The organism is uncultured Bradyrhizobium sp., from assembly GCF_947648125.1.
In the GTDB taxonomy this organism is placed as follows: Bacteria; Pseudomonadota; Alphaproteobacteria; order Rhizobiales; family Xanthobacteraceae; genus Bradyrhizobium.
The window spans coordinates 66,895-91,109 of sequence record NZ_CANSMR010000015.1; the positions used below are offsets into that span (position 1 = coordinate 66,895).

At 65.1% G+C, this 24,215-nt stretch carries 18 protein-coding genes and 1 tRNA gene; 7 read left to right on the forward strand and 12 right to left on the reverse strand.

Features of this window, described 5'->3' with window-relative positions:
- Nucleotides 1-60 precede the first annotated feature (60 nt).
- Nucleotides 61-243 carry a hypothetical protein gene (locus Q0030_RS24480; RefSeq protein ID WP_298372617.1) on the forward strand — a complete coding sequence of 61 codons (183 nt, stop codon included), beginning with the start codon at nt 61-63 and terminating at the stop codon, nt 241-243.
- Nucleotides 244-286: 43 nt separating this feature from the next.
- Here the strand turns inward: Q0030_RS24480 and Q0030_RS24485 are convergent.
- From Q0030_RS24485 to Q0030_RS24510, 6 genes are all read right to left on the reverse strand, one after another.
- A tRNA-Cys gene (locus Q0030_RS24485) sits at nt 287-360 on the reverse strand.
- Nucleotides 361-415: 55 nt separating this feature from the next.
- A complete protein-coding gene (locus Q0030_RS24490; RefSeq protein WP_298372619.1) occupies nt 416-1,141 on the reverse strand; it encodes a tRNA-uridine aminocarboxypropyltransferase in 726 nt (241 codons plus the stop codon).
- 37 nt (nt 1,142-1,178) lie between these two features.
- Nucleotides 1,179-4,283: an efflux RND transporter permease subunit gene (locus Q0030_RS24495; protein WP_298372621.1), complete on the reverse strand. Its 3,105-nt coding sequence runs from the start codon at nt 4,281-4,283 to the stop codon at nt 1,179-1,181.
- A complete protein-coding gene (locus Q0030_RS24500) occupies nt 4,280-7,408 on the reverse strand; it encodes an efflux RND transporter permease subunit (protein ID WP_298372624.1) in 3,129 nt (1,042 codons plus the stop codon). The genes Q0030_RS24495 and Q0030_RS24500 overlap by 4 nt, the downstream gene beginning before the upstream one ends.
- Before the next feature lie 48 nt (nt 7,409-7,456).
- Complete coding sequence (locus tag Q0030_RS24505; protein WP_298372626.1) at nt 7,457-8,908, reverse strand: efflux RND transporter periplasmic adaptor subunit; 1,452 nt, start codon at nt 8,906-8,908, stop codon at nt 7,457-7,459.
- Nucleotides 8,898-10,331: an efflux transporter outer membrane subunit gene (locus tag Q0030_RS24510; protein WP_298372952.1), complete on the reverse strand. Its 1,434-nt coding sequence runs from the start codon at nt 10,329-10,331 to the stop codon at nt 8,898-8,900. Before Q0030_RS24510 ends, Q0030_RS24505 begins: the two co-directional genes overlap by 11 nt.
- 643 nt (nt 10,332-10,974) lie before the next feature.
- Here Q0030_RS24510 and Q0030_RS24515 point away from each other — a divergent pair.
- Nucleotides 10,975-12,009, forward strand: a complete 1,035-nt coding sequence (locus Q0030_RS24515) for a cysteine synthase A (RefSeq protein ID WP_298372630.1) — start codon at nt 10,975-10,977, stop codon at nt 12,007-12,009.
- 128 nt (nt 12,010-12,137) lie between these two features.
- Here Q0030_RS24515 and Q0030_RS24520 read toward each other — a convergent pair whose 3' ends face one another.
- From Q0030_RS24520 to Q0030_RS24535, 4 genes are read right to left on the reverse strand one after another with little or no spacing between them, the layout of a single operon-like run.
- Nucleotides 12,138-12,878, reverse strand: a complete 741-nt coding sequence (locus Q0030_RS24520) for an amino acid ABC transporter ATP-binding protein (protein ID WP_050419681.1) — start codon at nt 12,876-12,878, stop codon at nt 12,138-12,140.
- Nucleotides 12,879-12,889: 11 nt separating this feature from the next.
- Nucleotides 12,890-14,410 (reverse strand): amino acid ABC transporter permease, encoded by a 1,521-nt coding sequence (locus tag Q0030_RS24525; protein ID WP_298372638.1) that lies wholly within the window; start codon nt 14,408-14,410, stop codon nt 12,890-12,892.
- Nucleotides 14,407-15,612, reverse strand: coding sequence for an ABC transporter permease subunit (locus Q0030_RS24530; RefSeq protein ID WP_298372641.1), 1,206 nt, complete (start codon nt 15,610-15,612; stop codon nt 14,407-14,409). Before Q0030_RS24530 ends, Q0030_RS24525 begins: the two co-directional genes overlap by 4 nt.
- Nucleotides 15,613-15,636: 24 nt before the next feature.
- On the reverse strand, nt 15,637-16,653 hold the full coding sequence (locus Q0030_RS24535) for an amino acid ABC transporter substrate-binding protein (protein WP_298372644.1): 1,017 nt from the start codon (nt 16,651-16,653) through the stop codon (nt 15,637-15,639).
- A gap of 329 nt (nt 16,654-16,982) precedes the next feature.
- Between Q0030_RS24535 and metC the strand changes: the two genes are divergently transcribed.
- From metC to Q0030_RS24560, 5 genes are all read left to right on the forward strand, one after another.
- On the forward strand, nt 16,983-18,179 hold the full coding sequence (gene metC, locus Q0030_RS24540) for a cystathionine beta-lyase (RefSeq protein ID WP_298372647.1): 1,197 nt from the start codon (nt 16,983-16,985) through the stop codon (nt 18,177-18,179).
- Nucleotides 18,180-18,474: 295 nt separating this feature from the next.
- Nucleotides 18,475-19,278 (forward strand): Flp pilus assembly protein CpaB, encoded by an 804-nt coding sequence (cpaB, locus tag Q0030_RS24545; RefSeq protein ID WP_298372649.1) that lies wholly within the window; start codon nt 18,475-18,477, stop codon nt 19,276-19,278.
- Between the two features lie 91 nt (nt 19,279-19,369).
- A complete protein-coding gene (locus Q0030_RS24550) occupies nt 19,370-20,758 on the forward strand; it encodes a type II and III secretion system protein family protein (protein ID WP_298372954.1) in 1,389 nt (462 codons plus the stop codon).
- A 27-nt stretch (nt 20,759-20,785) separates the two neighbouring features.
- Nucleotides 20,786-21,526, forward strand: a complete 741-nt coding sequence (locus Q0030_RS24555; RefSeq protein WP_298372651.1) for a CpaD family pilus assembly protein — start codon at nt 20,786-20,788, stop codon at nt 21,524-21,526.
- Complete coding sequence (locus tag Q0030_RS24560; protein WP_298372654.1) at nt 21,523-22,791, forward strand: AAA family ATPase; 1,269 nt, start codon at nt 21,523-21,525, stop codon at nt 22,789-22,791. The genes Q0030_RS24555 and Q0030_RS24560 overlap by 4 nt, the downstream gene beginning before the upstream one ends.
- 27 nt (nt 22,792-22,818) lie before the next feature.
- On the opposite strand, the gene Q0030_RS24565 is transcribed toward Q0030_RS24560, so the two are convergent.
- Both Q0030_RS24565 and Q0030_RS24570 read right to left on the reverse strand, forming a co-directional pair.
- A complete protein-coding gene (locus Q0030_RS24565) occupies nt 22,819-23,643 on the reverse strand; it encodes a tetratricopeptide repeat protein (protein WP_298372656.1) in 825 nt (274 codons plus the stop codon).
- 139 nt (nt 23,644-23,782) lie between these two features.
- Nucleotides 23,783-24,028, reverse strand: coding sequence for a PilZ domain-containing protein (locus Q0030_RS24570; protein ID WP_021079298.1), 246 nt, complete (start codon nt 24,026-24,028; stop codon nt 23,783-23,785).
- Between the last annotated feature and the right edge of the window lie 187 nt (nt 24,029-24,215).

The window sequence follows — 24,215 nt, forward strand, 5'->3', positions numbered from 1 at the left end:
GCTCAATCCGGACCGAAGACAGTTTTGCGACCATGGCGCTCTCGAACCTCGGAGAGCGCGATGAGCGAAGTCGAATTTGATCTGCTGCTGGACGCCGTGCGAACGGCGATCGCGCCTATTGCTCAGGAGGATTTCGTGGCTCAGCCGACGCCCCGCATTCAGCCGCCGCCGCGCGCCGCCAATGACAACCAGGTGCAGTGGCCGCTGATTCCGTTTCCTGAAGGCTGGTACGCCGCGAGCTAATGCGGCTTCTCACTTATTGGCTGCAAGCCATTGATGAGATGAGTGGAGGCCACGACCAGAATTGAACTGGTGTACACGGTTTTGCAGACCGTTGCGTAACCACTCCGCCACGTGGCCCCTTGCGGCGCACTTCATATACGCCCTCTCTGCGATAGGCAACTAAGCCGGACAGCTAGCGTCGGCGCTTCCGGAAGTCCCGCTTCTTCGGTTTTGGCGCCAATTCCGGCATTTCGGCCTGCACTTCGCTGAATCTCGCCAGCATCCGCTCGAAACTATCAGTTAACGTTGTGGCGATATCCGGCCGCTTCTCCAGCCCTGCCAGCAGGATCGCGGCTGCCTCGATGGTGGACAGGCCGTCGCGCCGCGGTTCCCGGCGCAGTTTGCCGTACAACGAGGGCCGTTTCGGTCCGAGAATCACCCGCTGGCACTTCAGCATCCAGGCATTGCGCCACCACAGCGCCTTGGCCTGGCTCCAGGTGCCGTCGAGCAGCACGATGCCCTCGATGTCGGAGAGGATCGCGCGCTGGTGCGGCTCCAACTCACCCTTACGATTGATCGCGACGATCTCGGCGTCGGTATCGAGATCCTCGGCCTTGGCCGAGCCGAGATAGAGCACCGCCCAGCGCGACGGGTCGGGCACCGGCCGGCCCAGCGCCTTGGAGAGGCTGGGCCAGGACAGCCCGATCCGGACCACGGCGTTCTCGAAATGCCGCGCCAACAGCCGCGCGGTGCCCAGCGCCCTGTCCTGCTCCTGCGGATGGATCAGGATCAGGAGCTGGATCCGGCTTTTGATCGGCGTGACGCTGTCGCAGATGCACAGTGGCATCGGCTTGCCGCAATGCGGGCACTCCGGAATCTCGGTGACAAGGTCGGTCTTTGTTTCGGTCGGTTCAGCCATCGCTTCGCTATACGCGTGCGGAGCCGTTCAATCCAACCTATTCCGCCGGAGCATGCACGCCTGACGGCGCCGGGCGCTGGCGCAACCGGTCGATCAACAGATAGATCACCGGCGTGGTGTAGAGCGTCAGGATCTGCGACACGAACAGGCCGCCGATGATGGTGATGCCGAGCGGCCGGCGCAACTCGGTGCCCGGGCCGGTCGCGATGACCAGCGGAATGCCGGCGAACAGCGCGGCCATGGTCGTCATCAGGATCGGGCGGAAGCGCGCCCGGCAGGCCTCGAAGATCGCATCCCGTGACGACAGGCCCTGATGCCGCTCGGCCTCGAGCGCGAAGTCGACCATCATGATGCCGTTCTTCTTGACGATGCCGATCAACAGGATGATGCCGACAAAGGCGATCACCGTCAGCGGCGTGTTGGTGACCTGCAACGCCAGCAAGGCGCCGAGGCCGGCCGACGGCAGTGTCGAGATGATCGTGATCGGATGCGCCAGGCTCTCATAGAGCACGCCAAGCACGATATACATCGCAACCAGCGCGCCGAGGATCAAAAGCGGCTGCCGTCCGCTGGTCTTGTTGAAGTCGCCGGCATTGCCGTCGAAGCTGCCGCGAATGCCCTCGGGCATATGCAGCTCGTTGACCGCCTGCTGGATGTTCGTGGTCGCGACCTCCAGCGGCACGTCCGGCAGCAGGTTGAACGACACTGTGGTCGAGGGGAAGCCTCCGGAGTGATAGACCGCGAGCGCCGACAGTCCGCGCTGGTAGTGCACGAGCGCCGACAGCGGTACCTGCACGTCGTTGGCGCCGGCGACGTAGATGCGCTCGAGGTTCGACGGGTCGCTCTGGAATTTCGGATCGATCTCGAGCACCACCACGTACTGGTTGCGCTGGGTGTAGATGTACGAGATCTGCCGCTGCGAGAACGCGTTGTTGAGCGCGTTGTCGATGTCCTGCACCCGGACGCCGAGGCTGGAGGCGATCTTGCGATCAATCACGAGGTTGAGCTGCAGGCCGCCGGGGTCGCGGTCGGCGGAGACATCGGTGATGCCCTCCACCGTCTCCATGCGCTTGGCGACGAGCGGCGCCCATTTCTGCAACAGATCGAGATCGGTCGAGGCGAGCGTGTACTGGTAGTCGGAATCGCTCTGCCGGCCGCCGGTGCGGATGTCCTGGGCAGCGAACATGAACAGGCGGATGCCCGGCACCATGAACAGGTTGCGGCGCAGCCGGTCGATCACCTGCGCGGTCGACAGGCCTCCCCGCTCCTCCGGCGGCTTCAGGCTGATGAACATGGTGCCGCGGTTGGAGGTGGCGCCGCCCGGGCCGCCGCCGGAGCCGACCGACGAGCCGATGCCGGCGACCGCGGGGTCGGCCATCACGATGTCGGCGAGCCGCTGCTGCAGACCGAGCATCGACTGGAACGAGATATCGGCGGAAGCGCGGGTCGCCCCGATCACGAAGCCGCTGTCGTCGGTCGGGAAATAGGCCTTCGGCGTCTTGACGTACAGCACCACCGTCAGCGCGACGGTGGCGAAGAACACCACCAAGGTCAGAAAGGGATAACCGAGCACGATGCGCAGGGTCGACGCATAGAACGCCACGACCCGCGAGAGCGTGCCCTCGATGGCACGGTCGTACCAGGTGGCGCGATCCGAGGTCGCCTCCTTGATGTAGTGCGCGCAGATCATCGGCGTGATCGTCACCGACACCAGGGTCGACACGATGATGGCAAACGTCAGGGTCAGCGAGAACTCGCGCAGCAGGCGGCCGACGATCCCGTCCATGAAGATCAGCGGCGTGAAGGCCGCGATCAGCGACAGCGAGATCGACAGCACCGTGAAGCCGATCTGCTTGGCGCCTTCGACCGCGGCCGGATAGGGCGCCATGCCCTGCTCGAGATTGCGGTACATGTTCTCGATCATCACGATGGCGTCGTCGACCACGAAGCCGACGGAGATCGCGAGCGCCATCAGCGACAGATTGTCGATCGAGAAGCCGGCGAGCCACATCCCGGCGCAGGTGCCGGCCAGCGCCAGCGGCACCGAGACGCCGGCGGCGATCGTCGGTACGATCCTGCGCAGGAACACGAACACCACGACCATCACGAGCATGGCGGTCGCCAGCAGCGTGAACTGCATGTCCTCGACGCTGGCTCGGATCGTTCCGGTGCGATCGACCAGCGTCGCGATCTCGACACCGGCCGGGATCCACTGCTTCAGTTCCGGCAGCATCCTGCGAACGCCATCGACGGTGTCGATGACATTGGCGTCGCCCTGCTTGGTGATCTGGATCAGCACCGCCGGCTGCTTGTTGAACCAGGCGATCGAGCGCGAGTTGCGCACGGAATCCTCGACCTCGGCGACATCCGAGAGACGGACGAAATTGCCGTTCGAGCTCTTGATGACGATGTCGCGGAACTCGGCCGCGGTGCGCATCTGCTTGTTGATCGAAAGCGTCTCGCTCAGCCGGTCGCCGTTGAAGATGCCGACCGGGCCAAGCGGATTGGCATTGATGATCGCAAGCCGGACGTCGTCAGTCGCGATCCCGGCGTTGGCCAACGACACCGGATTGAGCGCGATGCGCACCGCCGGCTGGTCGGCGCCACTGACCGTCACCTCGCCGACCCCCGGCACCTGCGAGATGCGCTGCGCCAGCACGGTGTCGGCGACGTCGTACATCGCGCTGGTCGAGATCGTCTTCGAGGTCAGCGCCAGCACGAACACCGGTGCTGCGGCCGGATTGGCCTTGCGGAATTTCGGCAGCGACGGCAGGTCGCTCGGCAGGTCGGCGAGCGAGGCGTTGATCGCGGCCTGCACGTCGCGCGCGGCGCGGTCGATGTTGCGGCCGATCGAGAACTGCACCTGGATGCTGGTGGTGCCGAGCGAACTCGTCGAGGTGATCTGGTCGACGCCCGAAATGGTGCCGAGCTTGCGCTCCAGCGGCGCTGCGACGGTCGCGGCCATCACCGAAGGATCGGCGCCGGGCCGCGACGCCGACACCCGGATGGTCGGGAAGTCGACATTCGGAACCGACGACACCGGCAGGAATTCGTAGGCGACGATCCCGACCAGGAACAGCCCGATCGCCAGCAAGGTGGTGCCCACCGGCCGGCGGATGAAGGGCTCCGAGATCGAGATCACTGCATGCCCTCGGTGGCGCCGGCGATCGGTGGGCCGCTGGGGCCTGCCTCCGGCACGGCTCGCTCGATCCGGCGGTTGAGCCGGTCGAGCGCGAGATAGATCACCGGCGTGGTGTAGAGCGTCAGCAGCTGGCTCAGCAGCAGGCCGCCGATGATCGAGATGCCGAGCGGGAAACGCAACTCGGCGCCGGTGCCGCTTTCGATCGCGAGCGGCAGCGCGCCGAACAGCGCCGCCAGCGTCGTCATCATGATCGGCCGGAACCGCAACAGGCAGGCCTGCACGATGGCGTCATAGGACGACATGCCCTGGTGCCGCTCGGCCTCCAGCGCGAAGTCGATCATCATGATCGCGTTCTTCTTGACGATGCCCATCAAGAGGATGATGCCGATCAGGCCGATCACCGAGAGGTCCTGCCCGCACAGCATCAAGGCCAGGATGGCGCCGACGCCGGCCGACGGCAGCGTCGACAGGATGGTGATCGGGTGGATGTAGCTCTCGTAGAGCACGCCGAGCACGATGTAGATCGTGATGATCGCCGCCAGGATCAGCCAGGGCTGTCCGGCCAGCGAGCGCGCGAATTCGGCGGCGTCGCCGGAATAGATCCCGACGATGCTGCCGGGCATTCCGATCCTGCTCTCGATCGCCTTCACCGCCTCGACCGCGTCGCCGAGCGCCTCGCCCGGCGCGAGGTTGAAGCTTAGCGAAACCGACGGGAATTGCGCCTGGTGCGAGATCGCGAGCGGCGCCGTGGTGCGGACCAGCGTCGCCACCGCCGACAGCGGCACCTGTGCCCCGTTGGCGCCCGGCAGATAGAGCTTGTCGAGGATCGATGGGTCGCGCTGATACATCGGTAGCGCCTCGAGCACCACGCGGTACTGGTTGGCTTGGCCGTAGATCGTCGAGATCTGCCGCTGCGCGAAGGCATCGTTCAGCGTGTCGGTGACGCCCTGCAGATTGACGCCGAGCTGGCCGGCGCGCTGGCGGTTGATGTTGAGCGCCGCGCGCAGGCCGCCATCCTGCGCCTCGGACGACACGTCGCGGAAGATCGGGTCGCGCCGCATCTCGGCGACGAGCTTCTGCGCCCATTGCGAGACCTCGGCGGCATCGGTCGCGGTCAGCGTGTACTGGTATTGCGAGCGGCTCGACTGGGTCGAGATCTGCACGTCCTGCACCGGCTGGAAGTATACGGTCATGCCGGGGACCGTCGCGATCTTCTGCTTCAGCCGTTCGATCACCTTGACGACGCCGTCGCGCCGCTGGTCGAGCGGCTTCAGCGTCATCACCAGGCGGCCGACATTAGTGGTCGGATTGACCGAGCCGGCGCCGATGACCGAGACCACGCCGACCACATCGAGGTCAGCCTTGATGAGGTCGGAGACCGCGCTCTGGCGGCGCTGCATCTCGGCGAACGAGACGTCGGGGCCGGCCTCGGTCACCGCCGTGATCGAGGACGTGTCCTGCAGCGGCAGGAAGCCCTTCGGCGCCAGCACATACATGATGAGCGTCAGCGCGATGGTCGCGAACGTCACCAGCAGCGTCGCGCGCTGGCGCCGCAGCACCCAGAGCAGCGTCCGATGATAGAACTCCACCATCCGGTCGATGAAGCGGCTGACCGCGGCCAGGCCCGGGACCGCCATCTCCTCATGGATGTTCTTGAGCAGCCGCGAGCACATCATCGGCGTCAAGGTCAGCGAGACGATCGCCGAGGTCACGACCGCGATCGTCAGGGTCAGCGCGAATTCGCGGAACATGCGGCCGACCAGGCCGGACATGAACAACAGCGGAATGAACACCGCGATCAGCGACACCGTCAGCGAGATCACGGTGAAACCGATTTCGCTGGCGCCCTTCAGCGAGGCCTCCATCACCGTCTCGCCGCCTTCCATGTGGCGAACGATGTTCTCGATCATCACGATGGCGTCGTCGACCACGAAGCCGGTTCCGATGGTCAGGGCCATCAGCGACAGATTGTCGAGGCTGAAGCCGGCGAAATACATGATGCCGAAGCTCGTGATCAGCGACAGCGGCAAGGCGACGCCGGCGATCAGGGTCGCGCGCAGCGATCGCAGGAACAACAGCACCACCAGCGTCACCAGCACGACGCTCAGGATCAGCGTGAACTGCACGTCGTGGACCGAGGCGCGGATCGTCACGGTGCGGTCGGAGACGATGGTCAGCTTGACGCCGGCCGGGACTGCCCGCTGGAGCCGCGGGATCTCATCGCGGATCTGCTTGACGACGTCGATGACGTTGGCGCCGGGCTGGCGCTGGATATCGATGATGACGGCCGGCGTGCCCTGGTACCAACCTCCGGTACGGTCGTTCTCGAGCCCGTCGACGATCTGCGCGACGTCGCCGATCGTGACCGGCGAGCCGTTGCGATAGGCGATGATGATCGGCCGGTAGGCATCGGCGGCTGCGATCTGGTCGTTGGCGGCGATGGTGTAGGATTGCTGGGCGCCGTCGAGCGAGCCCTTCGGCCCCGACACATTGGCGCCGGCGATCGCGTTGCGCAGATCTTCCATCGCGATGCCATAGGCCGCAAGCCGCGCCAGGTCGGCCTGCACCCGCACCGCGGGCTTCAATCCGCCGAGGATCGAGACCCGGCCGACGCCGGAAATCTGGCTCAGCCGTTGTCCGAGGATGGTATCGGCAAGATCGCTCATCGCCCGCAGCGAGATCGTGTCCGAGGTCAACGCCAGGGTCATGACCGGCGCGTCGGCCGGGTTCACCTTGGCATAGACAGGTGGGTACGGCAGCGTCTTCGGCAGGATGCCGGCGGCGGCATTGATCGCGGCCTGGACGTCCTGGGTGGCACCGTCGATGTCGCGGTTGAGGTCGAACTGCAGCGAGATCTGGCTGACGCCGAACGAACTGGTCGAGTTCATCGACGACAGCGACGGAATCTGGCCGAGCTGCCGCTCTAGCGGCGCCGTGATCAGCGATGCCACCACGTCGGGGCTCGCGCCCGGCAGTTGCGTCGACACCTGCACAGTCGGGAAGTCGACCTGCGGCAACGCCGAGACCGGCAACGCCCAATAGCCCAGCGCGCCGCCGATCATCAGGGCGATGCCGAGCAGCGAGGTGGCGATCGGCCGGCGGATGAACGGTTCGGAGACGCTCATGGTTGCGTGCTCGCTGTTGGGTCGGACATTACGAGGTCAGGATGTCAGTCATGGCTGCGCCTTCGGCGCGCCGCCCGACTGTTCGCCCCCTGCCGCCGGCGCGGGCGCCGGTCGGGTCTGCCCCTTCTGATCGCCATCGCTGTGCTCGTGCTGGCCGCGATGCTCGCCGCCCTGCCCGTCCTGCTTGGCGTCCTTGCCTTGGTCCTTGCTCTGGCCCTCGCCTTGCGCCCCGCGCTTGCCGTCCGGAGTGCGGCTGCGTTTGCGCGGCGCGAGATCGGCCGCCGGCGGCCCGTCGTCCTTGCCGACCACGACCTTTGAGCCATCGGCGAGATTGGCAAAGCCCGTCGTCACGACGCGGTCCGACGTGGTCAGGCCGCTGGCGATGACCGCTTCATGCTCGTTCTGCTGCGTGACCGTGACCGGCTTGGCGGTGACGATGTTGTCCGCGCCGATCACATAGCTGAAGGTCCCTGCGGGACCGCGCTGCACGGCCGAGGTCGGCACCACGATCGCCTGCGGCAGGGTCTCGACCTTGAGGCGTACATTGACGAACTGCCCGGGCCAGAGCTGGTAGCTGGCATTCGGCAGTTCGGCTTTCAACTTCAGCGTGCCGGTGGTCGGATCGACCTGGTTGTCGATGCCGGTCAGCTTGCCGGTATCGATCACGGTGACGCCGTCATTGCCGAACACATCGACCGCAAGCTGGCCCTTTGCGGCCGCGGCGTTGACCCGCATGATCTGCTGCTGCGGCAGGCTGAACCACACCGCAATCGGTTGCAGCTGGGTCAGGATCACGAGCCCGATGGTGTCGGATGCGTGGATGATGTTGCCCTGGTCAACCTGACGCAGGCCGGCGCGGCCGGAGATCGGCGCGACGATCTTGGTGTAGCCGAGCGTGGCGCGCGCATTGTCGATCTGGGCCTGGTCGGCCTTGATGATGGCCTCCTGCTGCGCGACCAGCGCACGCTGGGTGTCGGCCTGCTGCTTGGAGCCCGCGTTGGTGGCGGCGAGTTGCTCATAGCGGGCGAGGTCGAGCTTCTGGTTGGCGAGCAGCGCTTCGTCCTTGGCCTTCGTGGCCACCGCCTGGTCGTGCTGTGCCTGATAGATCGCAGGATCAATCTCGCCCAGCACGTCGTCCTTCTTGACGTCCTGGCCCTCGACGAAGTTCACCTTGAGCAGCTTGCCGTCGACCTGCGAGCGCACCGTGACGGTGTTGAGCGCCTTCACCGAGCCGACGCCGTCGAGATAGACCGGCACATCCTGCACACGCGGCGTGGCAGCAAGCACCGGCACCGGCAGATCGGGCCGTGCGCCCGCGCCGCGCCCGCCGCCGCCATTTTGCTTGGGCTGGAAAGCAAGCCAACCGAGATAGCCGAGGCCACCGAGGATGACCAGCGTGATGAGCAGCGACACCATGCGTCCAAGCAGGCGCGAGACCAGACTCCGCTTGCGTGGGGCCGAGCTTTTCTTGTCGTCCGTCGAGTCGGGCTTAAAGAGCATCGACCGGTCTTTCCATCTTCGGTTCCCAGCCGCCCCCCAAGGCCTGATACAGGCTCACGATCGCCAATAGCCGGGCCAGCTGGGCCTGGGAATAAGCGTCTTCCGCCTGGAACAGGGTCAGCTGCGTGTTTAGCACAGTTACGATGTCGGCGGTGCCGGCCTTGAGCTGCTGCTCGGCCAGGTCGAAGGCGCGTCGCGACGACGACAGCACGTCGCGCTGCAGCTGCAGCCGCCGCGTGGTCTCGCGGATCGCGACCAGCGCGTTGTCGACATCGGTGAACGATTGCACGACCGTCTTGCGATAGGTCTGCAGCAGCTCATCCTGCCGCGCCTTCGCGTTCTCGAAATTGCCGAGGATCCGACCGCCGTCGAAGATCGGCTGGGTCATGCCGCCGACCAGGTTGAAGAAGGCCGCATGCGGCTGGAACAGCGAGACCAGCGCCTGGCTCTGGTAGCCGCCCGTCCCGGTCAGCTGAATGCTCGGAAAGAATTGCGCCCGCGCGCTGCCGACATTGGCGGTGGCGGATGCGAGCTGCGCCTCCTGCCTGCGGATATCGGGACGCTGGGTGAGCAATTCGGACGGCAGCCCCGGCGTGACGCGCGGGATCGCAACGGAGTTGAGTGAGCCGCCGGCGACGCGCACGCTCTCCGGTGGCCGCGACACCAGCACCGCGAGCGCGTTGATGTTCTGCTCGAGCGTCTGCCGCAAAGGCGGCACCAGCGCGCGCTGGTTCGCGACCACACTCTCCTGCTGCGCGACGTCGAGATCGGAGCCGGTGCCGGCCTTGAAGCGATCCCGGATCGCATTGAGGATGCGCTCGGCGCTGGCGATGTTGCGCTGTGCAGTCCGGAGCCGGTCCTGGGTGGCAAGCACCGTGAAATAGGCGTTGGCGACGCTGGCGAGCGTCGTCAGCGCCACCACCTCGCGGTCGAACCGGTTGGCGACAGCGGTCTCCTCCGCCGCCTGCGCGGCGTCGCGATTCTGGCCCCAGAAATCGAGCTGGTAGCTGGCGCTGAGCGAGGCGCTGTAGTTCACCACCTCGCGCCCGCCGTTGGTCAGACCGCTGGCGCTGGAGCCGGAGGTGCGCGAATAGGTTTCAGACCCGTTGAGATTGACAGTCGGCAGCAGCGCCGCGCCCGCCTGCCGCGCCAGCGCGTCGGCCTGCCGGAAACGCGCCACGGCCGCGGCGATGTCGAGGTTGACGGTCTGCGCCTCCTCCATCAACTGCGTCAGCTCCTTGGAGCGGAAGCCCCGCCACCAGTCGAGCGTCGGAAGCGCGTCGCCCGGCCGGCCAAGCCGCGCGGCCTTGTAGCCCTGCGGCACGTCGAGCGCGGGATCGGGGATGTCCTGGGTCAGAATGCAGCCAGCCGAGCCCACGACGAGGCCGAGCGCGACAAGCGAGCGTCCGGCGAGCCGTCGCATGCGGACGGCGAGGCCGAACCGGCCTCCAGGCACCATCACGGACGCGGGCTGGGTCACACCCATTCTCCGCCGAAGCCAGACTTCGCCCATGGCGCACGAATAACGCGGTCGGCGATGGTCTGGGTGACGTGCACGGGGTAATGCTTCCAATGGAACCTGGCTGTCCCATCCTACCCTTGGGACGATAGGGCGGACAGCCCTGTCGCGATCGCGCGACGTCGCACCCACTGTGATTCGCCGCCACCCAGGCGAACGAGTTTTCCCTATTTTTACGGCATTTCCGCGCACCCGAAGCAGTATCTGGGCGATCGGATTCTAACAAAGATTTCATGGGGATTTCTCGGCCCTGTTGCTCCGAATCCGCAAGATGCGCCGGAGCGACAACGATCTCACCCCCGCCTCGTCAGGCCTTGACTTGGTCGATCGTGCGCAACTGACGCAAAAGCGCTGACCGCAGAACGATTCTGCTAAATAACCCGGCCGCTGCAAAACAGCCTCCTCGGCAATGCCCATATGGTGCGCGCCAATCGGGTTCAGCTTGGTGAACCCGCCATTTGCCGCAGTGCAAAAGCCCTTCCCTTTTTCGATCAGCACACTAGGTTCGCCGCAAGCAAGACACAGACTGGCAAAGAAATTCCCCGACATGGCATTCAACAAAGACGTCATTGAAGCGATCGGCAACACGCCGCTCATCAAGCTGAAACACGCATCCGAACTGACCGGCTGTACCATTCTCGGCAAGGCCGAATTCATGAATCCCGGCCAGTCGGTGAAGGATCGCGCCGGCAAGGGGATGATCCTGGAGGCTGAAAAGCGTGGCGATCTGAAGCCCGGCGGGCTCGTGGTCGAATCGACCGCGGGCAATACCGGCATCGGACTTGCGGTCGTGGCGAGCGCGCGGGGCTATCGCACCCTGATCGTCATTCCGGAGACGCAGAGCCAGGAAAAAAAGGACATGTTGCGGCTGTGCGGGGCCGAGCTCGTCGAGGCGCCGGCGCTGCCTTACTCCAATCCGAACAACTATCAGCATCTCGGCAGGCGTCTCGCCGAGCAGCTGCGCAAGACCGAGCCGAACGGCGTGCTGTTCGCCGACCAGTGGAACAACCTCGACAATCCCAAGGCGCATTACGACTCGACCGGACCGGAGATCTGGCAGCAGACCAACGGCAAGATGGATGGCTTCATCTGCTCGGTCGGCACCGGCGGCACGCTCGCCGGCGTCAGCCGCTACCTGAAGGAAAAGAACAAGGACATCGTCACCGCTTGCGCCGATCCGCACGGCTTCGCGATGTACGAACTGTTCAAGAACGGCCAGGTCAAATCGACGCCGGGTGACTCGATCACCGAAGGCATCGGCCTCGGACGCAAGACACCGGTGATCGAGACAGCAAACGTGGACGATGCGTTCCTGGTCTCCGACGAGGAAGCCGTGACCATCATCTATGAACTGCTGGAGCACGAAGGCCTGTGCCTCGGCGGGTCGACCGGCGTCAACATCGCGGGTGCGATCCAGCTCGCCAAGCAGCTCGGCCCCGGCAAGACCATCGTCACCATTCTCTGCGACTCCGGCAACCGCTATCAGTCCAAGCTGTTCAATCCGGCCTTCATGCGGTCGAAGAACCTGCCGGTCCCGGAATGGCTGGAAAAGCGGAGCAAGATCGAGCTGCCGTTCGTCTGAGGTGTGAATGAGGCACGTCATTCCGGGATGGTGCGTCGGCACTAGACCTCAGATGCGCAATTGCGCATCGGGGAATCTCGAGCTTCCGGGTTCGATGCTTACGCATCGCCCCGGAACGACTGCAACAATCACCGCAATATCTGGCTCAGAAACAGCTTCGACCGCGCATGCTGCGGGTTGGCGAAGAATTCCTGTGGCGTGTTCGACTCGATGATCTGACCGGCGTCCATGAACACGACGCGGTTGGCGACCTCGCGGGCGAAGCCCATTTCGTGGGTCACGACCAGCATGGTCATGCCTTCCCTGGCGAGATCGACCATGGTGTCGAGCACCTCCTTGACCATTTCCGGGTCGAGCGCCGAGGTCGGCTCGTCGAACAGCATCACCTTCGGGTTCATGGTCAGGGCGCGGGCGATCGCGACGCGCTGCTGCTGACCGCCCGACATCTGGCCGGGAAACTTGTTGGCCTGATGCGGGATCTTGACCCGCTCGAGGAACTTCATCGCGGTCGCCTCGGCATCCTTCTTCGGGATGTTGCGCACCCAGATCGGCGCCAGCGTGCAATTGTCGAGCACGGTGAGATGCGGGAACAGGTTGAAGCTCTGGAACACCATGCCGACCTCGCGCCGCACCTCGTCGACCCGGCGCAGGTTCGGGCCGAGCTCGATGCCGTCGACCACGATCTCGCCCTCCTGGAATTCCTCCAGCGCGTTGATGCAGCGGATAAGGGTGGACTTGCCGGAGCCGGACGGGCCGCAGATCACGATACGCTCGCCCTTGCCGACCTCAAGGTTGATGTCGCGCAACACGTGGAAGTCGCCGTACCATTTGTTGAGCGTGGAAATGTTGACGATCGGGGTTGTGGACATGGTGACCTTGTTCAGTGGCGGCGGTGAGCGTTGAGCCGATGTTCGACGAACAGCGAGTAGCGCGACATTCCAAAGCAGAACACGAAATAGATCATTCCTGCAAAGGCGAAACCGGTAAAGGCCGTCGTCGGCGTCGACCAGTTCGGGTCGGAGAACGATGCCCGCAGGGAACCCAACAGGTCGAACAGCGCCACGATCGACACCAGCGAGGTATCCTTGAACAGCGAGATGAAGCTGTTGACGATGCCCGGAATGACGTAGCGCAGCGCCTGCGGCAACACGATCAGCGACGTCGTCTTCCACCAGGACAGGCCGAGCGCCGATGCGGCCTCCGCCTGCCCGCGCGCCACCGCAGCTAACCCGCCCCTGATCACCTCGGCCATATAGGCGCCGGTAAAGATCGCCACGCCGATCAGGGCACGCAACAGGCCGTCGACGGCGAAATTGCCCGGCACGAACAGCGGCAGCATGTAGGTCGCGAAGAACAGCACCGTGATCAGCGGCACGCCGCGCCAGAATTCGATGAAGGCGATCGAGAATATCCGGATCAGCGGGATGCTCGAGCGACGGCCGAGCGCGAGCGCAATCCCGATCGGCATCGAGGCAACGATGCCGGTGATCGCTATCACCAGCGTCACCAGGAGCCCGCCCCACAGTCGCGTATCGACGATGGGAAAGCCGCCGCGATCGAGCCCCATCAGCTTGATGCCGACGGCGATCCCGGCAAACGTCAGCAGGCTGCCGATCAGCGCTCTGCCGCCGGTCCGCATGCCGCCTCCGAGCACAAACAGCACGGCAGAGACGATCACGGCAGTGACCAGGAAATCGCCCCAGACCGGCAGCGACGAGAGCTGCAACTGGTCACGCAGCCAGGTCATCGGGAAGATCAGCGAATGGATCAGAAGGCCGACCAGGACGAGCACCTTGCCCAGTGCCCACGGCAGCGGAGCGATCGCCGAACTCTTGCTGAGATTGACCAAGAGATCGCCGGCGCCGCCAATGCTCTGCTCGAACAGCTGCAACACGCCTGCGGTCCAGCTCACGCCGAAGCCCGCGATGCCGCCCCCGTGCAGCAGGAAGAACGCCACCACCGGAAATGCGAAGAAGAACAGGCCGGAGTTGATGCCCTTGGCCGGCAGGCGCGGCACCAGCAGCGGCAGCAACAGCGCGGCGCCGAGCCCATAGGTCAGATTGACCCGCCAGCGCTGGGCTTCCGGATAGAAGCCATAGATGAGCTGCGTCAGCTTGGCCTGAATATAGGGCCAGCAGGCGCCGACCTCGTGTCCTGCCCTTTCGGCGAGGCAAGCGGTGCGATCCTTGCCGGCCCAGACCGCGTCGACCAGCAGGAACTTGATCGTCGGGACAACGATGTACCAGGCGAGCAATAGCCCGAGGACCGTGAGCAGGATGTTGCCCGGCGAATTGAGCAGCCGCGTGCGCAGGAAGCCGATGAAGCCTGTGGTCTTGGCCGGCGCCGCACGCTCGGCGACCAGATCCTGCCGGACAAAGGATGAGGCGGACAGATCGGTCATGCCGCCATGCTCCGGTTGATGCGCCAGCCATAGACGCTCATCAGCGCGCTCGTCGTCAGCGAGAGCAGCAGGTAGACCCCCATCGTCATGGCGATGATCTCGATCGCCTGCCCGGTCTGGCTCACCGCGGTGCCGGCGAACACCGAGACAAGGTCCGGATAGCCGATCGCCACCGCCAGCGACGAATTCTTGGTGAGATTGAGGTACTGGCTGGTCAGCGGCGGCACGATGACCCGCATCGCCTGCGGCACCACGATCAGCCGCAGCGTCGCGGCGCGGCTGAGGCCGAGCGAGGAGCCCGCCTCCATCTGTCCCTTGTGGACCGACATGACGCCGGCGCGGACGATCTCGGCGATGAAGGCCGCCGTGTAGGTCGACAACGCGACCGTTAGCGCAACGAATTCGGGAATGATCCGCGCGCCGCCGGCGAAGTTGAAGCCTTTCAACTGCGGCAGCTCGAACTTCAACGGCCCGCCGAAGATCAGCATCGAGACCAGCGGCAGACCGATCAGGCAACCCAGCAGATAGGGCCAGATCCTGATCATCTGCCCGCGCTGAAACAGGGCCCGCCGCGCGTGGTGCCGCAAGCCCAGCGCCACGACGATACCGACCGCGAGCGCGGCCAGGAACGGATAGAGCCCCGGCTCGCTGACCGGCAGCGGCACGATCAGGCCGCGATTGTTGAGGAAGAACGTACTGAAAATCGAGATGCTCTGCCGCGGCGCCGGCAGCGCCGCGAGCACTGCGAGGTACCAGAACAGGATCTGGAACAAGACCGGCAAGTTCCTGACGATCTCGACATAGATGCCGCCGATCCGCGACAGCAGCCAGTTCGGCGACAACCGGCACAGCGCCACGACGAAGCCGATCACGGTGGCGAAGACGATGCCGATCACCGAGACCAGGATCGTGTTCAACAAGCCGACGAAGAACACCCGCCAGTAGGTGTCGGAATTGTTGTAGGCGATCAGGCTCTGATTGACGTCAAAGCCCGCATTGTAATTGAGGAAGCCGAAGCCCGACGCAATGTGCTGGGTCTCCAGGTTCGTCCGCGCATTCGCCACGATCTCATAGGCGATCCAGGCCAGGATCGCGGCGAAGCCAATCTGGGCGGCCAACCCGTTCCAGCCGGTCTTGCCGCCAAGCGCACGCTTCAGCCTGAGGGCAAATTGCAGCGGTGGTTTGCGGGGCGCGATGCTCATCGCGGCAGCCGTTGGCCGGACCGATCAGCGGATCGGCGGCGCGTACTGGATCCCGCCCTTGTTCCAGAGATTGTTGACGCCGCGGGCGATGCCGAGCGGCGAGCCAGCGCCGACATTGCGCTCGAAGGTCTCGCCGTAATTGCCGACCGCCTTGACGATGCGCACGACCCAGTCCTTGGTGAGGCCGAGCTGTTCGCCCAGATTGCCGTCGGTGCCGAGCACCCGCTTCATCTCCGGCTTGTCCGATTTGAGCATCGCGTCGACGTTCTTCTGGGTGATGCCGAGCTCCTCGGCATTGATCATCGCAAACAGCGTCCACTTCACGATGTCGAACCACTGGTCGTCGCCGTGGCGCACCATCGGCCCTAGCGGCTCCTTGGAAATGATTTCCGGGAGCACGATGTGATCGGCGGGGTTCGCGAGCTTCAGACGGCTGGCATAGAGCCCGGAGGCGTCGTCGGTGAAGACGTCGCAGCGCCCGGATTCATAGGCTTTGACCGCTTCGTCGATGCTGCCGAACGCGATCACCTCGTACTTCATGTTGTTGCCCTTGAAGAAGTCGGCGAGGTTCTGCTCCGTCGTGGTGCCGGTCTGCACGCAGACCGACGCGCTGTTCAGTTCGAGCGCCGAATTGACCTTGAGCGACTTCTTCACCATGAAGCCCTGCCCGTCATAATAGGTCACGCCGGTGAAATTGGCGCCGAGCGAGGTATCGCGCGACACCGTCCAGGTGGTGTTGCGCGACAGCACGTCGATCTCGCCGGATTGCAGCGCCGTGAAACGATCCTTGGCCGACAGCGGCACGAACTTGACCTTGGTCGGGTCGTCGAGCACCACGGCAGCAATGGCCCGGCAAACGTCGACGTCGATCCCGGTCCAGTTCCCTTTGTCGTCCGGTGATGAAAAGCCAGGCAGGCCCTGGCTGACGCCGCAGGACAGCTGGCCCCGGTCCTTGACCGTCTTGAGGGTTTGCGCCGAGGCGGACTGGACCGACAAGGCAGCGGCAGCGGCGATGAGGACAGCCAGGGATACGCGTTTCATGGGTAGGCCTTTCAGGGTCGTCCGTTGGACGTTTTGCTTTGTGATCGCCTCGCGTTCACGGGCCATCCCAATGATCCCCTGCAGCAAAAGATGCTGATCTGACAGTCAGTTTGACGCGCAAACCGGCCAGGCAACGGATCGTAGGTCGCGGCAGGCCCCTCAACGTGCGGCGACTGGTAGTTGCGGCGCATCACATAGCGACTGACGAGCCGGGTCAAGGGGTTGACGCACGTCTTCTACCTCTTGTTAGTAACACCTCCCGGCTTGGCCCTGTCTTCCCGACGCGGCACGGCTGCGGCAAAAAATCTAAAGTCTAACGGCAGCAAACCATGACCTCCTCCGACGGCACCACGTCCTCCCGCCCGCAAGACGCCGCGACCAGCCTGGTCACAGCCGGCCGCGACACCAAGGCCCAGAAGGGCTTCGTCAATCCGCCGGTCTTCCACGGCTCCACCGTGCTCTACCCGACCGCCGAGGACCTCCACGCCCATCGCGCCGAGTTTACCTATGGCCGCCACGGCAGCCCGACCACGCGGGCGCTGCAGGACGTGCTAATGGCGATGGAAGGCCCGCAATGCGCCGGCGTCGGCCTCGCCCCGTCGGGATTGGCTGCGATCAGCACCACGCTGCTTGCCGTGCTGAAGGCCGGCGATCACCTGCTGGTGTGCGACAACGCCTATCGGCCGACGCGCAATTTCTGCGACAACATGCTGACGCGCTACGGCATCGAGACCAGCTATTTCGATCCGCTGGTCGGTGCCGGCATCAAGACGCTGTTCAAGCCGAATACCCGCGCGGTGCTGATCGAGGCGCCCGGCTCGCAATCCTTCGAGATGCCCGACGTCCGCGCGATCTCGGCCGTGGCGCATGGCCGCGGCGCGCTCATGATCGACGACAACACCTGGGCGACGGCGCTCTATCACCGCTCGCTCGACCAGGGCGTCGACATCAGCATGCAGGCCGGCACCAAGTATATCGGCGGCCATTCCGACATCATGTTCGGCACCATCGCGGCCAACGCAAAGGCCTGGCCGCTGGTTCAGGAGGCGATCCGCCTGCTCGGCGTTTGCGCCGGCCCGGACGACGTCTATCTCGCGCTGCGCGGGGTCCGGACGCTGTCGGTGCGGCTTGCGCAGCACCACCGCTCCGGGCTCGAGATCGCGCGCTGGCTTGCTGCGCGGCCCGAGGTCGATCGTGTGCTGCACCCTGGCCTGGAGACCGACCCTGGGCACGCGATCTGGAAGCGCGACTTCACCGGCGCCTCCGGCCTGTTCAGCATCGTGCTGAAGCCCGTGCCGCAGAGTGCGGTCGATGCGATGCTCAACGCACTCACGCTGTTCGGCATGGGCTTTTCCTGGGGCGGCTTCGAAAGCCTCGCCATCCCGTTCGACTGCAGCGACTATCGCAGCGCGACCAAATGGTCGCCGGGCGGGCCGACACTGCGGCTGCATATCGGGCTCGAAAATCTCGACGACCTCAAGGCCGATCTCGATCGCGGTTTTGCCGCGTTGAAGGCTGCGCTCTGATCCTTCCGCGCCGGCTTGCGCGTTAGGCGACATTAACCACGACCAACCGGCCAGGACGCCGCCGCCACCGCGTTGCGACCAACGTCGCACGCGTCGCGCACGCGCAATCTCCGGGATTCTGCGGAGAAGCGACGGCGCCGATAACTCGCCGTTCACCATCCCCACCAATCCCTTAATTGTCCGGACCTTCCATCAAGTTCCCTTATACTTTTGCGGTCGTACTGATGCTCCCGGGAAGGGCTGTCAGTGCCGTAAGGACGTGACTGCCCTGCGTTAAGGGCATTCAGACAATCGCATGAAGACGGCACGCATCGTGGTCCTCGGCATCGCCGGCGTCGCAGGCCTCGCGGCCATGTATCTCGCGAGCATTGGCGATCGCAAACCGGCGCCGGTCGCGCCGCCAGTGGCACAACTGCCGACCGTCGAGGTGCTGGTGGCGAAGTCCGACATCGGGCTCGGTCAGTCGGTCAAGCCTGAAGACGTGCAATGGCAGCGCTGGCCGGCCGAGACTGCGAGCAGCGCGTTCATCCGCCACGACACCAATGCCGACGCCATGAACGACGTCATCGGCTCGATCGCACGCGCTCCCTTCATCGTCGGCGAGCCGATCCGCGAGCAAAAACTGGTCAAGGCCAATGGCAGCGGCTTCATGGCCGCGATCCTGCCCTCCGGCATGCGCGCGATCTCGACGGAAATCTCGCCGGAGACCGGCGCCGGCGGCTTCATCCTGCCGAACGACCGCGTCGACGTGATCCTGTCGCGACGCGACAAGATCCCCGACCAGCAACAGGGCAGCCGCGACATCATCACCACCGAAATCCTGCTGTCCAACGTCCGCGTGCTGGCGATCGACCAGGCGCCGAAAGAGAAGGACGGCAACAACTCGCTCATCGGCAAGACCGTGACCCTCGAGCTCAAGCCCGAACAGGCCGAGACGCTCGCGCGGGCCCGGCAGAGCGGCACGCTGGCGCTGGCGCTGCGCAGCATCGCCGACGTCAACGAGAAGACCGACGAGACCAGAGACCAGGCCCCGAAGCGGGGTGAGAGCATCCGGGTGGTGCGTTTCGGCATCCCGAGCTCTCAGACGACACAGAAGTGATGGGGGCTTCGATATGACAATTGGTGTAAAACAACTGGCGACGCGGACCACACTGGTCCGCTCGCTGTCATTCTCGGCGGTCACCGCCCTGATGCTGATCCCTGCCCTCGCCAGCGCGACCGATCCCGACAAGAACGCGGACGTCGCGGTGACGAGCAGCATCGCCGCCAAGACGCGCTTCGTCTCGCTCGGCGTCGGCAAGTCGGTGGTGGTCGACCTGCCCCGCGAAGCCAAGGACGTTCTGGTCGCCGATCCCAAGATCGCCAACGCCGTGATCCGCTCGGCGCAGCGCGCCTATATCATCGGCGCGGCGGTCGGCCAGACCAACGTCGTGTTCTTCGACGCCGACGGCAACCAGGTCGCCTCCTACGACATCGCGATCAAGCGCGACCTCAACGGCATGCGTGCCGCGCTGAAGCAGATGCTGCCGGGCGTCCAGATCGAGGGCGTCGGCGAGAGCGTGGTGCTGACCGGCACGGTGGCAAGCCCGGTCGAGGCCCAGCAGGCCGGCGACATCGCCGCCAAGCTGGTCGGCGGCCCCGACAAGGTCGTCAACTCCATCGTGGTGCGCGGCCGCGACCAGGTGATGCTCAAGGTCACCGTCGCCGAAGTGCGGCGCGATGTCGTCAAGCAGCTCGGCGTCGATCTGAGCGCCAACATGAACTACGGTACCGCCGCGGTCGTCTTCAACAACACCAACGCCTTCACCGCCAACAACGGACCGCTCGCCAACAACGTGCTGACCGGCGCGGCCCTGAACAAGCTCGGTGTGCCGACCGTCACCGCGACGCTGCGCGCGATGGAGACCGCGGGCGTGGTGAAGACGCTGGCCGAGCCCAATCTCACGGCGATCTCCGGCGAGTCCGCGACCTTCGTGTCGGGCGGCGAGTTTCCAATTCCGACCGGCGTCACCTGTCAGACGACGACGTCGGGCACGATCGGCAATTGCGTCCAGACCGTCAGCTTCAAGAAATTCGGCATCTCGCTCAACTTCACCCCGGTGGTGCTGTCCGAGGGGCGCATCAGCCTGAAGGTGATGACCGAGGTTTCCGAAGTCTCGATGGAAAACGCGTTGACCGGCGGCCAGGGCGGCACGACCATTCCCTCGATCAAGACCCGCCGCGCCGACACCACGCTGGAAGTGCCCTCCGGCGGCTCGATCGCGATGGCCGGACTGATCCAGGAGCAGACCAAGCAGGCCATCAACGGAATGCCCGGCGTCGATCAGATCCCGGTGCTCGGACAGCTGTTCAGGAGCCAGGACTTCGTCAACAACGAGACCGAGCTCATGGTCATCGTGACGCCCTATGTGGTGCGTGCGGTTGCACAGAAGGAATTGTCGCGTCCCGATGACGGGTTCGCCCCGGCCTCCGACGCGCAGTCGGCGCTCTTGGCGCGCGTCAATCGCATCTACGGCGTTGCCGCCCGTGCCGAGCCGATCGGCGCCACGCCGGTCAATTTCGGCTTCATCATCGACTAAGGCGCTGAAGGGTTGGGGGATGCCATGATGACACGCAACACACGAGCCGGCCATGCGAGGACGCTGTCGCTGGCCGGCGCCGTTCTCGCCACCGCGATCGCGCTTGGCGGCTGCAATCTGACCGGCGATAATATTGCCACCGGCTCTGTGCCCGACGACTACCGGCAACGGCATCCGATCGCGGTCACCGAGGGGGAGCAGTCGATCGTCGTGTTCGTGGGCCGCGCCCGTGGCAATCTCACCGAAACGCAGCGCGACGACGTCATGGGACTAGCCCGCACCTGGCGCCGCGAAGGCACCGGCGCGATCGCGATCGAAGTCCCGGCCGACACCTCGAACGCGCGCTCGGCGCAGGCGGTGTATCAGGAGATCCGCGGCGTGCTGGCGTCGATGGGCGTGCCCGCCCACGCGATCACGCGGCGTTCCTATCGCGTCGACGATCCACGCGCGCTGCCGACCATTCGCATCAGCTATCCGAAGATGGCCGCGGTCGCCGGGCCCTGCGGCGTGTGGCCGACCGATCTTGGTCCGTCGATCTACAATCCCAGCTACAACGAGAACAAGCAGTGGGAGAATTTCGGCTGCGCCACGCAGAGCAATTTGGCCGCGATGGTCGCCAATCCGTCCGACCTCGTGCAGCCGCGGACCGAAACCGCAGCCTACACGCCGCGCCGGTCGGTCGCGTTCCAGAAGTACGGCAAGGGTGAGTCGACCGCGACCACCTACCCTGAAGCCGATAGAGCCAAGCTGAGCGACGCCGGGAAATGACCGAACAACAAGACGAGCCACAGCACGCCAACGACCACATCGCGCCGGCGCCACGGATTTCCGTGCAGGCGTTCTGCGCCAGCGTCGCGACCGCCACGACGGCGCGCGCCGCCGCCGAGGACCGCCGGCTCGCCAAGGCTCACCTCTCCGTCCATATGGGCGGCATCGCCGCCGCCATCGACGCCTATCACAAGGCGCCGACGCCCAACGTCATCATGCTGGAGACCGAGCCGGACATTGATTTGCTCGCCGGTCTCGACGAGCTCGCCACGGTCTGCGATCCCGGCACCCGCGTCGTCGTGCTCGGCACGCCCGGCGAGACTGCACCGTATCGCGAATTGGTCCGGCGCGGTGTCAACGACTACGTCATCGGGCCGGTCAAGGTGCTCGACGTCGTGCGCTCGATCTGCGGTCTGTTCTCGTCCTCGGAGGCAGTCTCTGTGGGCCGTCTGATCGCGGTCGCGGGCGCCAAGGGCGGCGTCGGCGCCTCGACCATTGCTCACAACGTCGCCTGGACTATCGCGCGCGACCTCGGGCTGGATTCGGTCGTTGTCGATCTCGACCTCGCCTTCGGCACCGCCGGCCTCGACTACAACCAGGATCCGACACAGGGTATCGCCAGCGCCGTTTTCTCGCCCGAGCGCCCGGACAGTGCCTTCATGGAGCGCCTGCTGGCAAAATGCGGCGATCACCTCAGCCTGCTGGCGGCACCGGCCACGCTCGACCAGGTCTACGATTTCGGCGCCGAAGCATTCGATGCCATCTTCGACACGATGCGCATGACCACGTCCTGCATCGTGCTTGACGTTCCGCATCAATGGACCGCCTGGACCAAGCGCGTGCTGGTCGGCGCCGACGATATCCTGATCGTCGCCGAGCCCGACCTCGCCAACATGCGCAATACCAAGAACATGATGAACCTGTTGCGGACCGCGCGTCCGAACGACCGTCCGCCGCTCTATTGCCTGAACCAGGTCGGCATGTCGAAGCGCCCCGAGATCGAGGTCAAGGACTTCGCCAAGACCATCGAGAGCCAGCCGATCGCGACCATCCCGTTCGATTGCAGGTTGTTCGGCGAAGCCGCCAACAACGGTCAGATGATCGCGGAAGTCTCCGCGCGTCACCGCACCACAAGGACGTTCCTGCGGATCGCGCAACGTCTGACCGGCCGCCCCGATCTCGCCGAGACGCGCGAATCGTTCCTGTCGCCGATCCTCCGGAAGCTACAGTCGCGCCGGAACGATGGACGCCGCGCTGCCGGCTAGCAGCCCTGATTTGAGGTGCTGATGGATCTAGTCGCGGCGGCTGGCCGCGACCGGAATCTTGTCCGTATCGGTGCGACTCGCGTCCCTGCGCGCCAACAGCCGCTTCAGTGCGGCGACATTGGCTGAGCCCTGATCGGGCGGCAGATCGGCCTTCATGATGGTTTCAGCTTCAGCCTGGCGGCCCTGCAGGCCGACCACGACGGCAAGATTGGTGCGCACCCGCATGTCGTCGGGTGCGCGGTCCCGAGCCCGGCGCAGCGTCTCCTCGGCCTTCGGCAGGTCTTTCGACAGCAGATAGGACAGGCCGAGATTGGAGAGCACCGACGGATCATCGGGCACGATCTTCAGGGCGCTTGCGTAATATTGGCGGGCCTCGTCGTGGCGCTCGAGCTGATCAAGCACGGCACCCTGCGCCGACAGGATGCGCCAGTCCGGGTCCTCCGGGGTGTGCGCGCGCCCGAGCACGTCGAATGCCTGCTGGAAATTACCGTTGTCGGCGAGCGCCCGTCCGTAGCCGGCGAGCAGCGCCTTGTTGCTGGGTTGCGCCAGCACCGCCTGCTCCATGACCGCGACCGCCTGCGCTCGCTGGCCGGTGGCGCGCAGCGCCCGGGCGTATTTCAGCGCGGCGTCGGTGTCCTTCGGGTTGGCGCGAACACGTTCGTGGTAGGTCGCGATGTCGCGCCGCGGGTCGGCTGGGGCCGGCGTGGACTCCGCCGTGTCGCCCAATGACCCAGTGATATCCGACGGCCCCGAGGTCTGACAGGCGGACAGCCCGATCAGCAGGAGCGCGGCAGATGCCGAGCCGGCGAGACGGTGCATGCGGCCTGAAGGTCGAGGTAGCTTGTCAGACATCAATGAGACTCGGAACAGCGAAGGTTCCGGGATGCTCACAGCTTAACCCTAAGTTCCGGTTAAGGATGCCATCATCTCGCCGTCATCCGGCCCAGAAGCGGTGCCGGATGCGGCGCGAACCGCCAGCCTGGCGGCTGGATCAATCGACGAACTGGGCGCCGAATTCGTGCCCGATCCGCCAGGCCAGGCGGCACTGACGCGGACTGCCGCTCGACAGAATGATGGTGAATTCCGGCGGAATCTCCAGATATTCAGCGATCACCTTGACGCCGCCGGCCGAGATATCGGTGATCATGCAGTCGCGTGGCAACGACCCTGTGCCCAACTGAATTTTGGCGACGCTCCGGCACTCACGGCGTTCGCTCTTGCGGCGATTGACAAACATCCTGATCCCCAAGCCCTTTTCTGGATAGCTTCTCGGCTGGACAACTTTCTCGTTCCCACCGTCATAACCGGGAAAGATTGGAAACTGCCTAGCGGAACCAATCGCAATTGAGCGGTCATGTTCGAGATTCGTTTACCGGGCGCGTCTCGTCACCGTTGAACCGTGAGGCCGGCCCCAGGTTTCCGTT

What these genes read in the sequence shown, in the direction of transcription:
- Q0030_RS24515 (WP_298372630.1), top strand. Translation starts at nt 10,975, where the DNA reads ATGGCATTCAACAAAGACGTCATTGAAGCGATCGGCAACACGCCGCTC.
- Q0030_RS24535 (WP_298372644.1), bottom strand. Translation starts at nt 16,653, where the DNA reads ATGAAACGCGTATCCCTGGCTGTCCTCATCGCCGCTGCCGCTGCCTTG.
- Q0030_RS24555 (WP_298372651.1), top strand. Translation starts at nt 20,786, where the DNA reads ATGACACGCAACACACGAGCCGGCCATGCGAGGACGCTGTCGCTGGCC.
- Q0030_RS24480 (WP_298372617.1), top strand. Translation starts at nt 61, where the DNA reads ATGAGCGAAGTCGAATTTGATCTGCTGCTGGACGCCGTGCGAACGGCG.
- Q0030_RS24505 (WP_298372626.1), bottom strand. Translation starts at nt 8,908, where the DNA reads ATGCTCTTTAAGCCCGACTCGACGGACGACAAGAAAAGCTCGGCCCCA.
- Q0030_RS24530 (WP_298372641.1), bottom strand. Translation starts at nt 15,612, where the DNA reads ATGAGCATCGCGCCCCGCAAACCACCGCTGCAATTTGCCCTCAGGCTG.
- Q0030_RS24520 (WP_050419681.1), bottom strand. Translation starts at nt 12,878, where the DNA reads ATGTCCACAACCCCGATCGTCAACATTTCCACGCTCAACAAATGGTAC.
- metC (WP_298372647.1), top strand. Translation starts at nt 16,983, where the DNA reads ATGACCTCCTCCGACGGCACCACGTCCTCCCGCCCGCAAGACGCCGCG.
- cpaB (WP_298372649.1), top strand. Translation starts at nt 18,475, where the DNA reads ATGAAGACGGCACGCATCGTGGTCCTCGGCATCGCCGGCGTCGCAGGC.
- Q0030_RS24525 (WP_298372638.1), bottom strand. Translation starts at nt 14,410, where the DNA reads ATGACCGATCTGTCCGCCTCATCCTTTGTCCGGCAGGATCTGGTCGCC.
- Q0030_RS24510 (WP_298372952.1), bottom strand. Translation starts at nt 10,331, where the DNA reads ATGCGACGGCTCGCCGGACGCTCGCTTGTCGCGCTCGGCCTCGTCGTG.
- Q0030_RS24560 (WP_298372654.1), top strand. Translation starts at nt 21,523, where the DNA reads ATGACCGAACAACAAGACGAGCCACAGCACGCCAACGACCACATCGCG.
- Q0030_RS24570 (WP_021079298.1), bottom strand. Translation starts at nt 24,028, where the DNA reads ATGTTTGTCAATCGCCGCAAGAGCGAACGCCGTGAGTGCCGGAGCGTC.
- Q0030_RS24490 (WP_298372619.1), bottom strand. Translation starts at nt 1,141, where the DNA reads ATGGCTGAACCGACCGAAACAAAGACCGACCTTGTCACCGAGATTCCG.
- Q0030_RS24500 (WP_298372624.1), bottom strand. Translation starts at nt 7,408, where the DNA reads ATGAGCGTCTCCGAACCGTTCATCCGCCGGCCGATCGCCACCTCGCTG.
- Q0030_RS24565 (WP_298372656.1), bottom strand. Translation starts at nt 23,643, where the DNA reads ATGTCTGACAAGCTACCTCGACCTTCAGGCCGCATGCACCGTCTCGCC.
- Q0030_RS24550 (WP_298372954.1), top strand. Translation starts at nt 19,370, where the DNA reads ATGCTGATCCCTGCCCTCGCCAGCGCGACCGATCCCGACAAGAACGCG.